This is a genomic window from Streptomyces daqingensis, assembly GCF_014645895.1.
Classification (GTDB): Bacteria; Actinomycetota; Actinomycetes; order Streptomycetales; family Streptomycetaceae; genus Streptomyces; species Streptomyces daqingensis.
On record NZ_BMMP01000015.1, the window covers coordinates 1 to 14,292 of the forward strand.

General features: G+C 74.3%; 12 protein-coding genes and 1 pseudogene. 8 read left to right on the forward strand and 5 right to left on the reverse strand.

The annotated features are described in order from the left end of the window. Nucleotides 1-74 precede the first annotated feature (74 nt). Nucleotides 75-743 (reverse strand): ABC transporter, encoded by a 669-nt coding sequence (locus IEY56_RS21310; protein WP_189038887.1) that lies wholly within the window; start codon nucleotides 741-743, stop codon nucleotides 75-77. Next, nucleotides 740-1,585: an ATP-binding cassette domain-containing protein gene (locus IEY56_RS21315; RefSeq protein WP_189038888.1), complete on the reverse strand. Its 846-nt coding sequence runs from the start codon at nucleotides 1,583-1,585 to the stop codon at nucleotides 740-742. Before IEY56_RS21315 ends, IEY56_RS21310 begins: the two co-directional genes overlap by 4 nt. A gap of 58 nt (nucleotides 1,586-1,643) precedes the next feature. Here IEY56_RS21315 and IEY56_RS21320 point away from each other — a divergent pair, with 58 nt between their 5' ends. The 3 genes and pseudogenes from IEY56_RS21320 to IEY56_RS21330 all read left to right on the forward strand — a co-directional run bounded on the left by IEY56_RS21320 (nucleotide 1,644) and on the right by IEY56_RS21330 (nucleotide 5,801). Beyond that, nucleotides 1,644-2,375 carry a peptidyl-tRNA hydrolase gene (locus IEY56_RS21320; protein ID WP_229712087.1) on the forward strand — a complete coding sequence of 244 codons (732 nt, stop codon included), beginning with the start codon at nucleotides 1,644-1,646 and terminating at the stop codon, nucleotides 2,373-2,375. A 185-nt stretch (nucleotides 2,376-2,560) separates the two neighbouring features. After that, nucleotides 2,561-3,902: pseudogene (locus IEY56_RS21325) on the forward strand (multinuclear nonheme iron-dependent oxidase). Nucleotides 3,903-4,166: 264 nt separating this feature from the next. Further along, nucleotides 4,167-5,801, forward strand: coding sequence for an alpha/beta hydrolase (locus IEY56_RS21330; protein WP_189038890.1), 1,635 nt, complete (start codon nucleotides 4,167-4,169; stop codon nucleotides 5,799-5,801). A gap of 22 nt (nucleotides 5,802-5,823) precedes the next feature. Here the strand turns inward: IEY56_RS21330 and hemQ are convergent, their stop codons facing one another. Both hemQ and hemG read right to left on the reverse strand, forming a co-directional pair. Next, complete coding sequence (gene hemQ / locus IEY56_RS21335; RefSeq protein ID WP_189038891.1) at nucleotides 5,824-6,540, reverse strand: hydrogen peroxide-dependent heme synthase; 717 nt, start codon at nucleotides 6,538-6,540, stop codon at nucleotides 5,824-5,826. A 5-nt stretch (nucleotides 6,541-6,545) separates the two neighbouring features. Beyond that, nucleotides 6,546-7,994: a protoporphyrinogen oxidase gene (hemG, locus tag IEY56_RS21340; RefSeq protein WP_189038892.1), complete on the reverse strand. Its 1,449-nt coding sequence runs from the start codon at nucleotides 7,992-7,994 to the stop codon at nucleotides 6,546-6,548. A 136-nt stretch (nucleotides 7,995-8,130) separates the two neighbouring features. On the opposite strand from hemG, the gene IEY56_RS21345 reads away from it, so the two are divergent. Then, nucleotides 8,131-9,537: an FAD-dependent oxidoreductase gene (locus tag IEY56_RS21345; protein WP_189038893.1), complete on the forward strand. Its 1,407-nt coding sequence runs from the start codon at nucleotides 8,131-8,133 to the stop codon at nucleotides 9,535-9,537. A 12-nt stretch (nucleotides 9,538-9,549) separates the two neighbouring features. Here IEY56_RS21345 and hemE read toward each other — a convergent pair whose 3' ends face one another. Continuing rightward, entirely contained in the window at nucleotides 9,550-10,629 is a 1,080-nt protein-coding gene (gene hemE, locus IEY56_RS21350) for a uroporphyrinogen decarboxylase (protein WP_189038894.1), read from the reverse strand. A 228-nt stretch (nucleotides 10,630-10,857) separates the two neighbouring features. Between hemE and IEY56_RS21355 the strand changes: the two genes are divergently transcribed. From IEY56_RS21355 to IEY56_RS21370, 4 genes are all read left to right on the forward strand, one after another. Then, nucleotides 10,858-11,541: a DUF3000 domain-containing protein gene (locus IEY56_RS21355; RefSeq protein WP_189038895.1), complete on the forward strand. Its 684-nt coding sequence runs from the start codon at nucleotides 10,858-10,860 to the stop codon at nucleotides 11,539-11,541. Nucleotides 11,542-11,725: 184 nt separating this feature from the next. Further along, nucleotides 11,726-12,400 (forward strand): response regulator transcription factor, encoded by a 675-nt coding sequence (locus tag IEY56_RS21360; protein ID WP_045865701.1) that lies wholly within the window; start codon nucleotides 11,726-11,728, stop codon nucleotides 12,398-12,400. A gap of 194 nt (nucleotides 12,401-12,594) precedes the next feature. Then, on the forward strand, nucleotides 12,595-13,899 hold the full coding sequence (locus IEY56_RS21365) for an HRDC domain-containing protein (protein ID WP_189038896.1): 1,305 nt from the start codon (nucleotides 12,595-12,597) through the stop codon (nucleotides 13,897-13,899). Nucleotides 13,900-13,953: 54 nt separating this feature from the next. After that, nucleotides 13,954-14,289 carry a hypothetical protein gene (locus IEY56_RS21370; RefSeq protein ID WP_229712088.1) on the forward strand — a complete coding sequence of 112 codons (336 nt, stop codon included), beginning with the start codon at nucleotides 13,954-13,956 and terminating at the stop codon, nucleotides 14,287-14,289. Nucleotides 14,290-14,292: the final 3 nt, after the last annotated feature.

Below are 14,292 nucleotides of genomic sequence, written 5' to 3' on the forward strand. Positions count from 1 at the left end.
TGCGCCGACGATCGACAACGCAGTGAGGACGCGTGCCGGACACCGCCAACCAGGCGGGATTTGTCAGACAGAACCTAACCCCGGCGTCCCGCCTGCGAGCAGGCCAGCCACGTCGCCAGCGCCGCCACGGCCAGGGACGCCACGGCCGGCAGCCAGGGCAGGGTCACCGCGCCCTCGTGCGAGGCGGACACGAGGCCGGCGACCGCAGCGTTCGCCGGGGAGCCTCCCACGACGAGGACGAGCAGCACCGCCAGCAGGCTCGCCGGAGTCGCGACCCCCGAGTTGCTCAGCAGCGGGCGGTTGCACAGCGCGCCGATGGCCGCGCCGAAGAACGCGCACGTGAACGCGGCCAGCAGCCCGGCCTGCACCGCGGGCAGCAGCGGCACCGCCACGTGCCCGGCCGAACTCCTCGGGTCGCTGACGGCCACGACGTAGACGGCGCCCACCGCGCCGAGGACGCACGTCAGAAGCAGCGCGGCGAGGATGCCGGCCAGATGCACCCGCGCGGGTCCCGCGGCGGCGGCGGTGCACTGCCGTGCGGCCAGGGGCTCGATGTTCAGGCAGATGCGGACGACCCAGGCCGTCACGGGCAGCAGCCCGGCCGCCGCGTACCCGAGTCCGTCCAGCACGGGCTGCCCCCACTGCACCCCGATCCCCATGACGGCGGCGTAGAGCAGCATGGGCGGGAGCCAGCGCTGGGAGCGCATCAGCAGCGCCGTGTGGTAGCCGAGCAGGGCACTCATGCGGATTCCTCGCGTACGGACCGGATGTACCAGTTCTGCTCGAGCAGGCTCCCGAGCAGCACGTCGGAGTAGGCGACCGGAGCGGTCAGGACGATCGTGCCGCCCGGCAGCTGCTCCGCGATCACCGAGGCGGGCAGCGCCGGCGGCGGCTGCCCGGGCGGCCCTTCGGCGACGACGCGCACGCGCTTCCCCCCGCCCGCCGCCCCACCGCGGCGGCGCGGTCCGTCCTTCTCGGCGACGGGCCGCAACCGCCCCCCTTCGACCCTGTACGCCGCGTCGGACGCACCGGCGAGGCGCCCGGGGTCGTGGTCGACGAAGACGACTGTCGCCCCCTCGGCCACCCGCTCGGCGACGGCGTGGTCCAGCACTGTGCGGGCGTCGTGGTCGAGCCCGGTCCACGCCTCGTCCAGCACGAGCAGGCCGGGGCGCGCCATCAGCGCCTGCGTGACGGCGACCTTCTGGCTCGTCCCCTTGGACAGTTCCGACAGCGGGGTGTCCGAGTGGCCCGCGGCCCCGAACCGCTCCAGCCACTCGCCGGCCCGGCGGACGGCGACGGTCCTGCTCAGGCCGTGCACGCGGCCCAGGTGGGTCAGGTAGCCGCGCGTCGTGAGCGGCATGGTGGCGGGGAAGCGTTCCGGTACGTAGCCGCAGGATGGCCGCCCCGTGATCTGCCCTTCCGTGGGGGTCTCGACACCGGCGAGCATCCGCAGCAGCGTCGACTTGCCGCTGCCGTTGCCCCCTTCGAAGCGCACCAGGCTGCGTTCGGGCAGGGAGAGGTCCACTTCGCGCAGCACCCAGTCTCCGCGCAAGCCGTACCGGCGGCCGACCCCGTCCAGCCTCATGAGAGTTGGTCCGATCTCATGTCTGCCGACGTTAGCCCGTGCTGGCAGACTTCGGTGGGTGATCGACGCACAGGACGCACAGAAGGCAGAGGACTACGCGCTACCGCTGGTGGTACGGCTCGAACGAGACGCTCCGCCCGCCCTGACCGACGCCCTGGAGACCGCTGCCCGCGCCGTCCTCGCCCTCCTCGCTGACGAACGCAGCACCCCCGGCCGCGACTTCGCGGAGCCGGGCGCCGTCGAAGGGGAACCCGGTACCGCCGGGGAATGGGCGGAGGCCGTGCGGCGGTGGGAGCAGCGCGACATCCGCAAGGTCGTACGGCGGGCACGCGGAGCGGAGTGGCGCCGCGCGGAGGCGCTGCCGGGCCTCACCGTCACCGGCGGAACGGCGTCCGTCCGCGTCTTCCCGCCTGTCCCCGTCGACGGATGGCCCAAGGACCTGTCACGGCTGCAGGTTTCGGGCACCGTCCTGGAGGACGCACAGCCGCCCGCGCGGCCCGCGGCGGGAACTGCGGTGCTGTGGATGCCTCCCGGGCTGGAGATGTCCGCGGGCAAGGCGATGGCGCAGGCCGCGCACGGAGCCCAACTGGCCTGGTGGCGGCTGGAGTCGGAGGGCCGTGCGGCCTGGTCGGCAGCCGGTTTCGCCCTCGCCGTACGCAGGGCGGCGGACACGGCGGAGTGGGAGAGCCTGGTGCGCAGCGGCCTCCCCGTCGTACAGGACGCGGGCCACACCGAGATCGCCCCGGGCACCTGCACGGTCGTCGCCGATCACCCGGCGCTGGACCGCTGATCCCGCCTGCGCGAGGGGTGAAAGCTCAAGCAGGGCTCTGAAAACCCGGTGCCCGGGATTCGGGCGCGCGCTGCGTGGCAGTAGCCCGTAGAGCGGCACAGCAGGCGCGGGCACCGGATCGCACTGGCCGGTCCGCAGGACGACCGGAGCCGTCGCGCTGACGGCTCCACGGGGGAGGAACGCACATGGGGGCGACGGACATCAGGGCCACCGGCACGCGTGCCGCCGACACGCGGGTCCGGCTCGGTACGGGCATCGGCTGGCGGCCCGAGATCGCGGACGGCATCGAGGCGCAGCCGGGCATCGACTGGGTCGAGGTCGTCGCCGAGAACGTCTGCCCGGACCATCTTCCCGAGCCGCTGCTGCGTCTGAGCGAGCGCGGAACGAAGATCGTCCCGCACGGCGTCTCACTCGGCCTCGGAGGAGCCGACCGCCCCGACCCGGCGAAGCTCGCGGCGCTCGCCGAGCGCGCGGAGGCGCTCCAGGCCCCGCTGGTCACCGAGCACATCGCCTTCGTACGGGCCGGCGGCGGCACCACGGGCCGGCCGCGCATGGAGGCGGGCCATCTGCTGCCCGTGCCGCGCACCCGGGACGCGCTGGACGTGCTCTGCGAGAACGTCGCGGCAGCGCAGGAGGCGCTGCCGGTGCCGCTCGCCGTGGAGAACATCGCCGCGCTCGTCAACTGGCCGGGCGAAGAGATGAGCGAGGGACGCTTCCTCGCCGAACTAGTGGAGCGTACGGGCGTCCAGTTGCTCATCGACGTCGCCAACCTGCACACCAACCACGTCAACCGCGGCGAGGACCCGGCGGTCGCGCTCGGCGAACTCCCCCTCGACGCGCTGGCGTACGTGCACGTCGCGGGCGGGTTCGAGCGGGACGGCGTCTGGCACGACAGCCACGGCCACCCGGTGCCGCAGCCCGTCCTGGACGTGCTCGCGCAGCTGTGTGCCCGGACCGCGCCGCCCGGAGTGCTGCTGGAACGCGACGAGAACTTCCCGCCCGTCGCCGAGCTGGCGGCCGAACTGGACGGCATACGCGCCGTCCTCGCGGGCGGCGGCGCGGAAGCGGAGGCCCGGCATGGCTGAGACCCACCCCGGCGACGGCACCTCCGCTGCTCGTGAGCGGCTCGCCCGTGCCCAGACCGCGCTGCTGGCCGCGCTGGTCGCGGACGGACCCGTGCCCGACGGCTTCGACGCGGAACGGCTGGCCGTGCAGCGGCGGGCGCTGATCGGCAAGCGGGCCGACGTCGTCGCGAAGGTCGCGCCCGAACTCCCGGAGATCCTCGGCGAGAAGACCTTCCGCACCGAGTTCGCCGCCTACGCGCGCGGCCGCCCGATGGAGGGCGGCTACCGGCGCGACGCCCTGGACTTCGCACGCCGTCTGACGGAGGAGGGCAGGGCCGTCGACCGGGCCACCCGGCTGAAGGTGCGCCGCTGGTGGCTCGAACGCTCCGGTGCGACGCCGCCGCCCGAAGGCCGGGTGCGCCGCGCCCTGTACCGGCTGCGCGCCGCCCGGCAGGCGGGCTGACGGCCCACGCCCCGCGACGCGGGCGGCGCCGCACCTGCTGCCGCCGCCCGCACCTCCCCCGCCGCCCGCACAGAAGCGTGGGATGTCGCTGCATCGAGCGCATCACGCCGACACCGCTGCGAGGTCCTTTACTTCGCCAACTCCCGCACTGAGCATCCGACTTGTCACTCAACGCTCACGACTGCCCACTCTCCGTTCCCTTCCGGGGCGGGAGCCCCTCCGGGCAGCGTCAGCCCCCGCGGACGAGTAGGAACGAGCCTCCCTGTGCGCTCAGTTGCACTCCACGGCGCACTCGGCGCCCTGGTGCTGACGGCCGCCTCCGTCGTACCGTCCGGCAGCGCACCGGTAGCCGCGCCCTTCCCCCTCCGGGACGCCCGGTCGACCGCCGGCACCACGTCGGCCACCGGTACCGCGTCAGCCGCCGGCACCGCATCGGCCGCCTCCGCCGCCGCGGCCGCCGGGATCGACTGGACGGACTGTCCCGCCGCCGAGCAGCTTCCCGCGCCGGTGGAGTGCGGGAAGGTCACCGTCCCCGTCGACTACGCGCGCCCCGGGGGCGAGAAGATCCGGCTGACCGTCAGCAGGCGCAGAGCGACGGGCCCCGCACGCCAGGGAGCGCTGCTCTACAACCCCGGCGGCCCCGGCGGCAACGGCATGAGCTTCCCGATGTACGCGTCTGCATTCGGCGACCGCGTATGGAGGAAGCTCAACAAGGCGTACGACTTCGTGGGCTACGCCCCCCGCGGCGTCGGCCGGTCCGCCCCGCTCACGTGCGGGGAGAGCGCCCGCGGCCGGTCAGCCGCCCGCCCCGCCCGCTCCCCGCGCGACCCCTCCGCGGCGTACAAGCGGGCGATGCGGCGGAAAGCGGCGGCGTACGCGGCGGCTTGCGCCGCACGGGCGGGCGACCGGCTCGACCACTTCACCACCCCTGACAACGCGCGCGACCTCGAGGTCCTGCGTGCCGCGCTGGGCAGCGGCAAGCTCAACTTCGTCGGCACCTCGTACGGCAGTTACCTGGGCGCCGTCTACGCGACGCTCTTCCCCGGGCGGGTGCGCCGCCTCGTCCTGGACAGCGTCGTCGACCCCCGGCCCGGCCGCGTCTGGTACCGCTCCGACCTGGAACAGAACATCGCCTTCGAACGCCGCTGGCTCGACTGGAAGCGGTGGGTGGCCCGGCACCACTCCGTCTACCGGCTCGGCCGCACCCCGCGTGCCGTGCAGCGCCAGTTCGACAAGGTGCGCGCCACCCTCGACGCCGGGCGCGTGGGCGGATCGGCGGGACGCGGCGTCGGCTCCAGGCAACTGCTCGCCGACTACGTCCGCGTCGGCTACGACGCCGGAACCTGGCCCCGGCACGCGGCGGCCCTGTCGGCGTTCCGCCGCGGCGACCCGCGGCCCCTGGTCGCGGAGGCCGCCCCGGACCGCCACGGAGCAGCGGCCCGGGCCAACAGCGACGCCGTCTACAACGCGGTGAAGTGCTCCGACGCCCCTTGGCCGCGCGACTTCGCTCGCTGGGACCGGGACGGTACGGCCGTCGCCCGCAGGGCGCCGTTCCAGACCTGGGAGAACGCCTGGACGAACCTGCCCTGCGCGTACTGGCACGGCGAGCGGTCACGGCCCGTGGACGTGGGAGCCCGGCCCGGCGACCTTCCCCCCGTCCTGCTGCTCGCCGCCACCCGCGACCCCGCCACTCCCTACGAGGGCGCCGTGCGCACCTGGCTGCGGCTGCCCGGCTCGTCGCTCGTCACAGAGCGGGGCGCCGGGACACACGGCGTCGCCGGCGGCAACACGTGCGTGGACCGCCGTCTGACGGCGTATCTGCTGCACGGCAGGACGCCCGGACGGGCAGCCGAGTGCGCGGCCCGTCCGGCACCGCGGCCGCTCCCGGACGGGAGCTGACCGGCAGCGGCCGCGTGAGCCGTCAGACCAGCCCGGCCACGAGCTCCGCGACCGGCTTCCGCCGCCCCGTGTAGAAGGGCACCTCCTCGCGTACGTGCATCCGCGCCTCCGAACCGCGCAGGTGCCGCATGAGGTCGACGATGCGGTGCAGTTCGTCGGCCTCGAACGCGAGGATCCACTCGTAGTCGCCGAGTGAGAAGGACGGCACGGTGTTGGCCCGTACGTCCGGGAAGCCGCGAGCCATCTTGCCGTGGTCGGCGAGCATCCGCCGCCGGTCCTCGTCGGGCAGCAGGTACCACTCGTAGGAGCGCACGAACGGGTAGACGCTCACGTACGCCCGCGGCTCCTCCCCTGCCACGAAGGCCGGGACGTGCGACTTGTTGAACTCGGCGGGACGGTGCAGCGCCATGTTCGACCACACCGGTTCCAGGGCGCGGCCCAGCCGCGTGCGCCGGAAGCGGTTGTAGGCCTCCTGCAGGGCGTCGGACGACTCGGCGTGCCACCAGATCATGACGTCCGCGTCGGCCCGCAGCCCGGAGACGTCGTAGGTGCCGCGCACCGTGACGTCCTTCGCGGCGAGCTGGCCGAACAGCTCCTCCACCTCGTCCGCGTATCCGGTGCGGTCCTCGGGGAGCACGTCCCGCAGCCGGAAGACCGACCACAGGGTGTAGCGGATGACCTCGTTGAGGTCCTTGGCCTTCTTGCCCGCGTTGGGCGCCTTGTCCGGTGCAGCAGTCATGCGGCCTATTCTCGCTCGTCCTCCGGCACGGCCCGCGCGAGGGTCTGCTCGGCGGCACGCACGCCGCTGCCGACGCAGGCGGGGATGCCGACGCCCTCGTAGACGGCTCCGCACACCGCCAGACCGCCGGCCTCCCCGACGGCACGGCGGACGCGCTCCACCCGCTCCGTGTGCCCGACGGGGTACTGCGGCAGGCCGCCGTCCCAGCGGGTCACCACGCTGTCGACGGGGGCGGCCGAGAGCCCCGTCGCCTCCCGCAGGTCGCGCAGCGACAGTTCGACGAGGTCCGCGTCGTCCTGCTCGAGCACCCGCTCCTCGCCGTACCGGCCCACGGACGTCCGCAGCACGAACAGTCCGGGGCTGCTCGCGGCGACCCAGCCCCACTTGTTGCTGGAGAAGGTCGACGCCTTGATGGTGCGCCCGTCGACGGGAGGCACGAGGAAGCCGCTGCCCTGCGGCGGCGCCCCGATGTCGGGGCGGCGGAACGCCATCGTCACGAGGGCCATCGACGCGTACTCGACGGCGTCCAGCTCGGCAGCCGCCGCGGGCACCTCGTCCGCGAGGATCGCCGCCGCCCGAGGGGCGGGCACCGCGAGCACGACGGCGTCGGCGGCGAACACCTCGCCGGCCTCCGTGACGACCTCCCGGCCGGAGCGGGTGCCCGTCCGGGGACCGCGGACCGTGCGTACGGCGACACCGGTGCGGATCTCGGCGCCCGCGTCGCGGCAGGCACGGGCGACGGCTCCCGGCAGGCGCCCCACGCCGCCCTCCAGCCCCATGAACACCGGCGACCCCGCGGGGGCCCCGGCAGAACCCTGCGTTCGTGGTTGTGCCTGGCGCTGTGTCTCCGCCTGTGCCCGCAGCAGTCCGCGTACCGCCGCCAGCAGCGAGGGCTCGCCCCGCGCCGCCTCGTACAGCTGCGGCACCGCCGCACGCATCGAGATGCGGTACGCGTCTCCCGCGTACACCCCGCCCAGCAGCGGCTCGACCAGCCGGTCCACGACCTCGCGTCCCACACGGGCGGCGACGTACTCGCCGATCGCGACGTCCTCGCCGACCTCCGTCGCCGGCAGCCGGGCGTCCTCCGCGACGCGGGCGCGGCCGGCCTCGGAGAGCAGACCGCTCAGCGCCTCCGGTTCGCCCGGCACGCCCATCACGTGCCCCTTCGGCATGGCGCACATCTCGCCCCGCGACCAGACAGCCGCGCCGGCGACCGCCGGCGGCTGCAGCGCGTCGCCCAGTCCGGCCTCCCGCGCCAGCCGCACAGCCTCGGGCCTGCGGGCGAGCATCGACTCCGCGCCCAGGTCGACGGCCGTCCCGGCCACCTCCCCGGTCAGGAGCTTCCCGCCGAGCCGCGGCGAAGCCTCCAGCAGGGTCACGGACGCGCCGCCGGCGAGCAGCCGGTGTGCCGCGGCGAGCCCGGAGACACCGCCGCCGATGACGATCACATGCATGCGGAAACTGTTGCACGGGGTACGACCCGCAAGGCAGTGGGGACCGGCGTACCGGGGCACCCGCTCACACCGGCACGGGTCCCGGACACGCCCTCGGCACGGCGCCCGCGCCCACGAGACGGAGGGAGCACGCACCATGGCCGCTGCACGCCGGATGGTCGTCGTCGGAGGTGACGCGGCGGGGATGTCGGCCGCGTCCCAGGCCCGCAGGCTCAAGGGCCCGGACGAGCTGGAGATCATCGCGTTCGAGCGCGGCGACTTCACCTCGTACTCGGCGTGCGGCATCCCGTACTGGATCGGCGGGTCGGTCGACTCGCGCGACGACCTCATCGCCCGTACGCCCGAAGCGCACCGCGAACGCGGGATCGACCTGCGCATGCGCACCGAGGTCACGCGGATCGACGTGGACGGCGGACGGGTCCTCGCCCGCGGCCTGTCGGGGGACGGCGGTGAGGAGTGGACCGGCTTCGACGAACTGGTCGTCGCCACGGGAGCCGCCCCCCTGCGTCCACCGCTCCCCGGCATCGACGCCCCGGGCGTGCACGCCGTGCAGACCCTGGAGGACGGCGAGGCCCTGCTCGGCACCCTGGGCGGCGTGGAGTCCGGGTCCGGCGGCGAGCGGCGGCGGGCCGTCGTCGTCGGCGCCGGCTACATCGGCGTGGAGATGGCCGAGGCGCTGACCCTGCGGGGCTACGAGGTCACGGTCCTCGACCAGGCCGAACAGCCGATGACCACTCTCGACCCGGACATGGGCGCACTGGTGCGCGACGCGATGTGCGGAATGGGCATGGAGGTCGTCACGGGCGCCGAGGTCACCGCGGTCGAGACCGACGGGAAGGGACGCGCCCGCGCCGTCACCGCCGGGGAGCGGACCTACCCCGCGGACGTGGTGGTGCTGGGCCTGGGCGTCGCCCCCGAGACGTCGCTCGCCCGCGAGGCCGGGCTGCCCGTCGGCGAGTCCGGCGGGCTGCTGACCGATCTGGCCATGCGGGTACGCGGCCACACGGACATCTGGGCCGGGGGCGACTGCGTCGAGGTCCTCGACCTCGTCTCCGGACGCACCCGCCACGTCGCGCTGGGCACCCACGCCAACAAGCACGGCCAGGTCATCGGAGCGAACATCGGCGGCGGTTACGCCACCTTCCCCGGCGTCGTCGGCACCGCGGTCAGCAAGGTCTGCGACCTTGAGATCGCCCGCACGGGCGTGCTGGAGTCGCAGGCCCGCGAGGCCGGGCTGCAGTTCGTGACGGTCACCGCCGACGCCACTGGACGCGCGGGCTACTTCCCGGGCGCCGAGTCCATGCGCGTGAAGATGCTCGCCGAACGCGGCACCGGCCGGCTGCTGGGCACGCAGATCGTGGGACGCACCGGCGCCGGCAAGCGCGTGGACGTCGCCGCGGTCGCACTGACCGCCGGACTCACGGTCGAGCAGATGATCTACCTCGACCTCGGTTACGCGCCGCCCTTCTCTCCCGTCTGGGATCCGGTCCTGGTGGCGGCACGGAAGGCGGCGGCAGCGGTCCGGCAGGAGCGCCGGGAGTAGGCGCCCGGCCCCTCAGCCCGTCGCGGTCTGCTCGTGGACGTACTCCACGAGCCGGGTCAGGGCGTCCGGCTCGGTGTCGGGCAGCACGCCGTGGCCGAGGTTGAAGATGTGCCCGTCCAGGCCGCGCGCCGCGTCGAGCACCCGCCGCGCCTGAGCCTCCACCGCCTCGCGCGGCGCGAAGAGCACCGCCGGGTCGAGGTTGCCCTGTACGGCCTTGCCCGCGCCGATCCTGCGGGACGCCTCGTCCAGCGGCACCCGCCAGTCCGCCCCCACGACGTCCGCGCCCGCCTCACCCATGGCGCCCAGCAGCTCGCCGGTGCCGACGCCGAAGTGGATACGGGGCACCCCGTACCCGGCGACGGCGTCGAAGACCTTGGCGGACGCGGGCAGCACGGAGTGCCGGTAGTCGGCCGGGGCGAGAGCACCGGCCCACGAGTCGAAGAGCTGCACCGCCGAGGCCCCGGCCTCGATCTGCACCTTCAGGAAAACGGAGGTGATGTCCGCGAGCCGGTCCAGCAGCGCCGCCCACAGCTCCGGGTCGCCGTACATCATGGCCTTGGTGTGCTCGTGGTTGCGCGAGGGGCCGCCCTCCACGAGGTAGCTGGCCAGCGTGAACGGCGCGCCGGCGAAGCCGATGAGCGGAGTGCCGCCGAGTTCGCGCGTCAGCAGCCGGACGGCCTCCGTCACGTAGTGGACGTCCCCCGGCTCCAGGGGGCGCAGCCGCTCCAGGTCCGCGCGGGTGCGGACGGGCGACTCGACGACGGGGCCCACACCGGGCTTGATGTCCAGGTCGATGCCGATCGCCTTCAGGGGCACCACGATGTCGCTGAAGTAGATCGCCGCGTCCACGCCGTGGCGCCGCACCGGCTGCAGCGTGATCTCGGTGACGAGGTCTGGCCGCATGCACGAGTCGAGCATCGCGATGCCCTGCCGCACCTTGCGGTACTCGGGCAGCGAGCGTCCGGCCTGCCGCATGAACCACACCGGGGTGTGCGGCACGGGCTCCCGCCGGCACGCTTTGAGGAAGACGGAGTCGCGGGGCAGGTCCCCGGAAGCTGTCGGCTGGCCCGTCGCGCGGTCGTTGGCACTCACGCAGGAAGTCTCCCACGCCCCGGCCGGTCCCCCGCGCGCGGTACGGGCCCCGCAGCGGGCCCGCACTTGTCGGCCATTCTCGCCGCCGCTCCTCGGCGCCCGTACCCGTCCCACGCCCGGCTCACGGCCCCCTCCGGCGCCACGTCCGGCCTCAACACCCACCACTCTTCGGCCACTTGCGAGTGTCCCTACGGGTCTGCGCCGCCGCCGCGGCCTACTCTTCGGCCCATGGCAGCGGCTCGACCACAGATGACGGAGGGCTCCGGCAGCTCGGGCGGCGGAGGCGACAGCGCCCCGCTGCCCTTTCAGCGCGCGGTGGCGGCCCTGAACGCCGCACGCACGCGGCCGGAGGTGCAGCTCTCCGCGCTGCCCGCTCCCAAGCGCCTGGCGCCCTACACCTTCGCCCTCTCGGCCAGCGTCACGGACCCGGCGGCCGAAGGCGCCGACGGGGACCCCCCGGAGCTCGCGGACGGCCGCTTCGTCCTGCTCCACGACCCGTCGGGGCAGGAGTCCTGGCAGGGCACGTTCCGCGTCGTCACCCTCGGCCGCACCGACCTCGAGCCGGAGATGGCGGGCGACCCGCTGCTGCCGGAGGTCACGTGGTCATGGCTGACCGGCGCGCTGGAGACCCGCTCGGCGACGTACGGCGACCCGAGCGGCACGGTGACCCGCTCCGGCTCGTCGTACTTCGGCGGGCTCGAAGAGCGTCCCCCGCAGAGCGAGTTGGAGATCCGCGCGAGCTGGACGCCCCGCCCCGACGACCCCGCCGCACCCGACGCGCTGCCCGACATGGCGGCCCATCTCGCGGCGTGGGCGGAGCTGCTGTGCCAGTGCGCGGGACTGCCGCCCGAGCAGGGCGACGGCGCCTCCGTGGTCTCCCTGCCGAAGAGGCGCGGGCCCCAGCCGCTCTGACGGCCGGCGGCAGGTCGAGCGACTGTCCGAATCGGGAAATATCGGTCACCAATTGGTGATCATTCCCTAAAGGCAGGCCCCCGACCTGCCGAAGGAGTCTATGACCCCTTCAACACGGAACACCCCGGATCACCCCGCACGGTCACCGGAATCGTTCCGTCCGCAGCCAGCCCTCGGAGGCCCGGTGTCTGTTCTTCTTGAGCACCCCACAAGCCTGGTCGCCTACCGCCCGAACAAGCCGACCGCAATGGTCGTCGTGGCAGACCCCCGAGTCCGATCCACCGTGACCCGACATCTCTGGGCTCTCGGCGTACGGGATGTCATCGAGGCGTCGTCGATCGCGGAGGCACGTCCCCGAGTCAGCAACCCGCGCGACATCTGCGTTGCCGACGTCCATCTCCCCGACGGCTCCGGCCTCAGCCTGCTGTCCGAGACCCGAGCCGCGGGCTGGCCCAACGGCCTGGCCCTCTCCGCCGCCGACGACATCGGAGCCGTACGCAACGCCCTCGCCGGCGGCGTGAAGGGCTACGTCGTCACCGGCACCCGCAACAACCTCGGCGCCATGCCGACCCGGCACGGCGCCGCCCCCATCGGTGCCGCCGCCGCGCGCATGCACCGCCGCCCCGGCGGCGGGCCCGGCGGTCCGGGCCACCCGGGCGGGCAGCGCGAACTGTCCGGACGCGAGGTCGAGGTGCTGCGGCTGGTCGCGGAGGGCCAGTCCAACAAGGCCATCGGCGTCTCGATGGGCCTCTCGGCTCTGACGGTCAAGTCCCATCTCGCCCGCATCGCCCGCAAGTTGGGCACCGGCGACCGCGCCGGCATGGTCGCGGTGGCGCTCCGCACCGGCATCATCCACTGACACCGCACCCCGCAACCCTCCCCCACAGGCGCCCGCCGGCGGCACGTTCCGTCGGCGGGCGCCTCTGCCGTGCCCGGCGCCGCAGGCGAGTACACCCGGCTCGCGAGACCGGGCTGCGGTGTTTCCGGTGGTATGGGCAACCGTCTGCCCGGACATTCGGACAACCACCCTGCGCTCGCAGATACTCTTGACCGGTGACCGACGCCCAAGAGACCGCATCAGCAAACGCAGCTCAGGCCCCGCCCGAGGAGCCGGACACGGGTCCGGCGCCGGTCCCTCTGCTGGAGCCCCGCGAGGGCGTTCCGCCCGTCGTCGCGGACGAGGCGGGTCTCGCGGAGGTCATCGCCGCGTTCGCCGCCGGTTCGGGCCCCGTCGCCGTCGACGCCGAGCGTGCCTCCGGCTACCGGTACGGGCAGCGGGCGTACCTCGTCCAGCTGCGGCGTGAGGGGGCGGGGAGCGCACTGATCGACCCCGTCGGCTGCCCCGACCTCTCCACGCTGGGAGACGTGCTGGCCGACGCCGAGTGGGTGCTCCACGCCGCGAGCCAGGACCTGCCCTGCCTCCGTGAGATAGGCATGGTCCCGCGGCGGCTCTTCGACACCGAACTCGCGGGCAGGCTGGCCGGCCACGCCCGGGTCGGGCTGGGCGCCATGGTCGAGAACGTCCTCGGATACACCCTGGAGAAGGGCCACTCCGCCGTCGACTGGTCGACGCGTCCGCTCCCCGATCCCTGGCTGCACTACGCGGCCTTGGACGTGGAGCTCCTCGTCGATCTGCGGGACGCGCTGGAGGCGGACCTGGACCGTCAGGGCAAGCTCCCCTGGGCCCGCCAGGAGTTCGAGGCCATCGCCGCCGCTCCCCCCGCCCCGCCGCGCAAGGACCCGTGGCGGCGCACCTCCGGCATGCACAAGGTGCGGCGGCGCCGTCAGATCGCCGTCGTACGGGAGCTGTGGACCGCCCGCGACAAGATCGCGCAGAAGCGCGACGTCTCGCCCGGCAAGGTCCTCACCGACGCGGCGATCGTCGAGGCCGCGCTCGCGATGCCCTCGGACGCCCGCGCCCTGTCCGCGCTGCCGGGCTTCGGCCACCGCATGGGACGCAAGCAGCTCGACCACTGGCAGGCGGCCGTCGAGCGGGCGAAGGCCCTGCCGGAGACCGCGCTCCCCCAGCAGAGCCAGGCGACCAACGGGCCGCCTCCGCCGAGGTCGTGGGCGGACAAGGACCCCGCGGCCGCGGCCCGGCTCGCCGCCGCCCGCTCCGCGGTGACGGCCCGCGCGGAGGAGCTGCGGCTGCCGCAGGAGAACCTGCTCACTCCGGACAGCGTGCGCCGGCTGTGCTGGCAGCCGCCCCGGGTGCGCACCGAGGCCGAGGTCGTCTCCGCGCTGCGGGCGCTGGGTGCGCGGGAGTGGCAGATCGAGCAGACCGCCAGGCTGCTGACGGAGGCCCTGGCGGCGCCCGCGCCCTCGGAGGAACCGGCGCAGAGCGAGGGACGCGGTTAGCCAGAACCGGCGCAGGGCGAGGGACGCGGTCAAAGGCAGAGCTGGGGAGTGCCCGTGGGGGAGTTCGTGGCCTATCTCGCGGTCGCCGCGTCCCTGGCGGCGGTCATGGCGTTCTTCGGGTGGCTCGCCGCCGTGGCGCGGCGCCGAGGCGTCGCCGGACGGGCGCTGAGCGACGCCACGTCGGTCGTCTGCGAACCCTTCTACGTGACCGCCCACGAATCGCACCACGAGGTGAAGGCGCAGGCCGCACGGAAGGCGCCGGTCCCCTCGCCCGGCGACCAGCCGGGGGCCTTCGCCCGGGCGTCCGGCCTGCCGCTGCCCCGGCGCGGGCGGCGGACTCCCGGCCGGTTCGCCCGGCGCGTACGGCGGCTCCGCGGAGGCGGGCGCTGAAGC

Coding starts and splice junctions, on each gene's coding strand:
- IEY56_RS21310 (WP_189038887.1), bottom strand. CDS start 743: ATGAGTGCCCTGCTCGGCTACCACACGGCGCTGCTGATGCGCTCCCAG.
- IEY56_RS21315 (WP_189038888.1), bottom strand. CDS start 1,585: ATGAGGCTGGACGGGGTCGGCCGCCGGTACGGCTTGCGCGGAGACTGG.
- hemQ (WP_189038891.1), bottom strand. CDS start 6,540: ATGACTGCTGCACCGGACAAGGCGCCCAACGCGGGCAAGAAGGCCAAG.
- hemG (WP_189038892.1), bottom strand. CDS start 7,994: ATGCATGTGATCGTCATCGGCGGCGGTGTCTCCGGGCTCGCCGCGGCA.
- IEY56_RS21345 (WP_189038893.1), top strand. CDS start 8,131: ATGGCCGCTGCACGCCGGATGGTCGTCGTCGGAGGTGACGCGGCGGGG.
- IEY56_RS21355 (WP_189038895.1), top strand. CDS start 10,858: ATGGCAGCGGCTCGACCACAGATGACGGAGGGCTCCGGCAGCTCGGGC.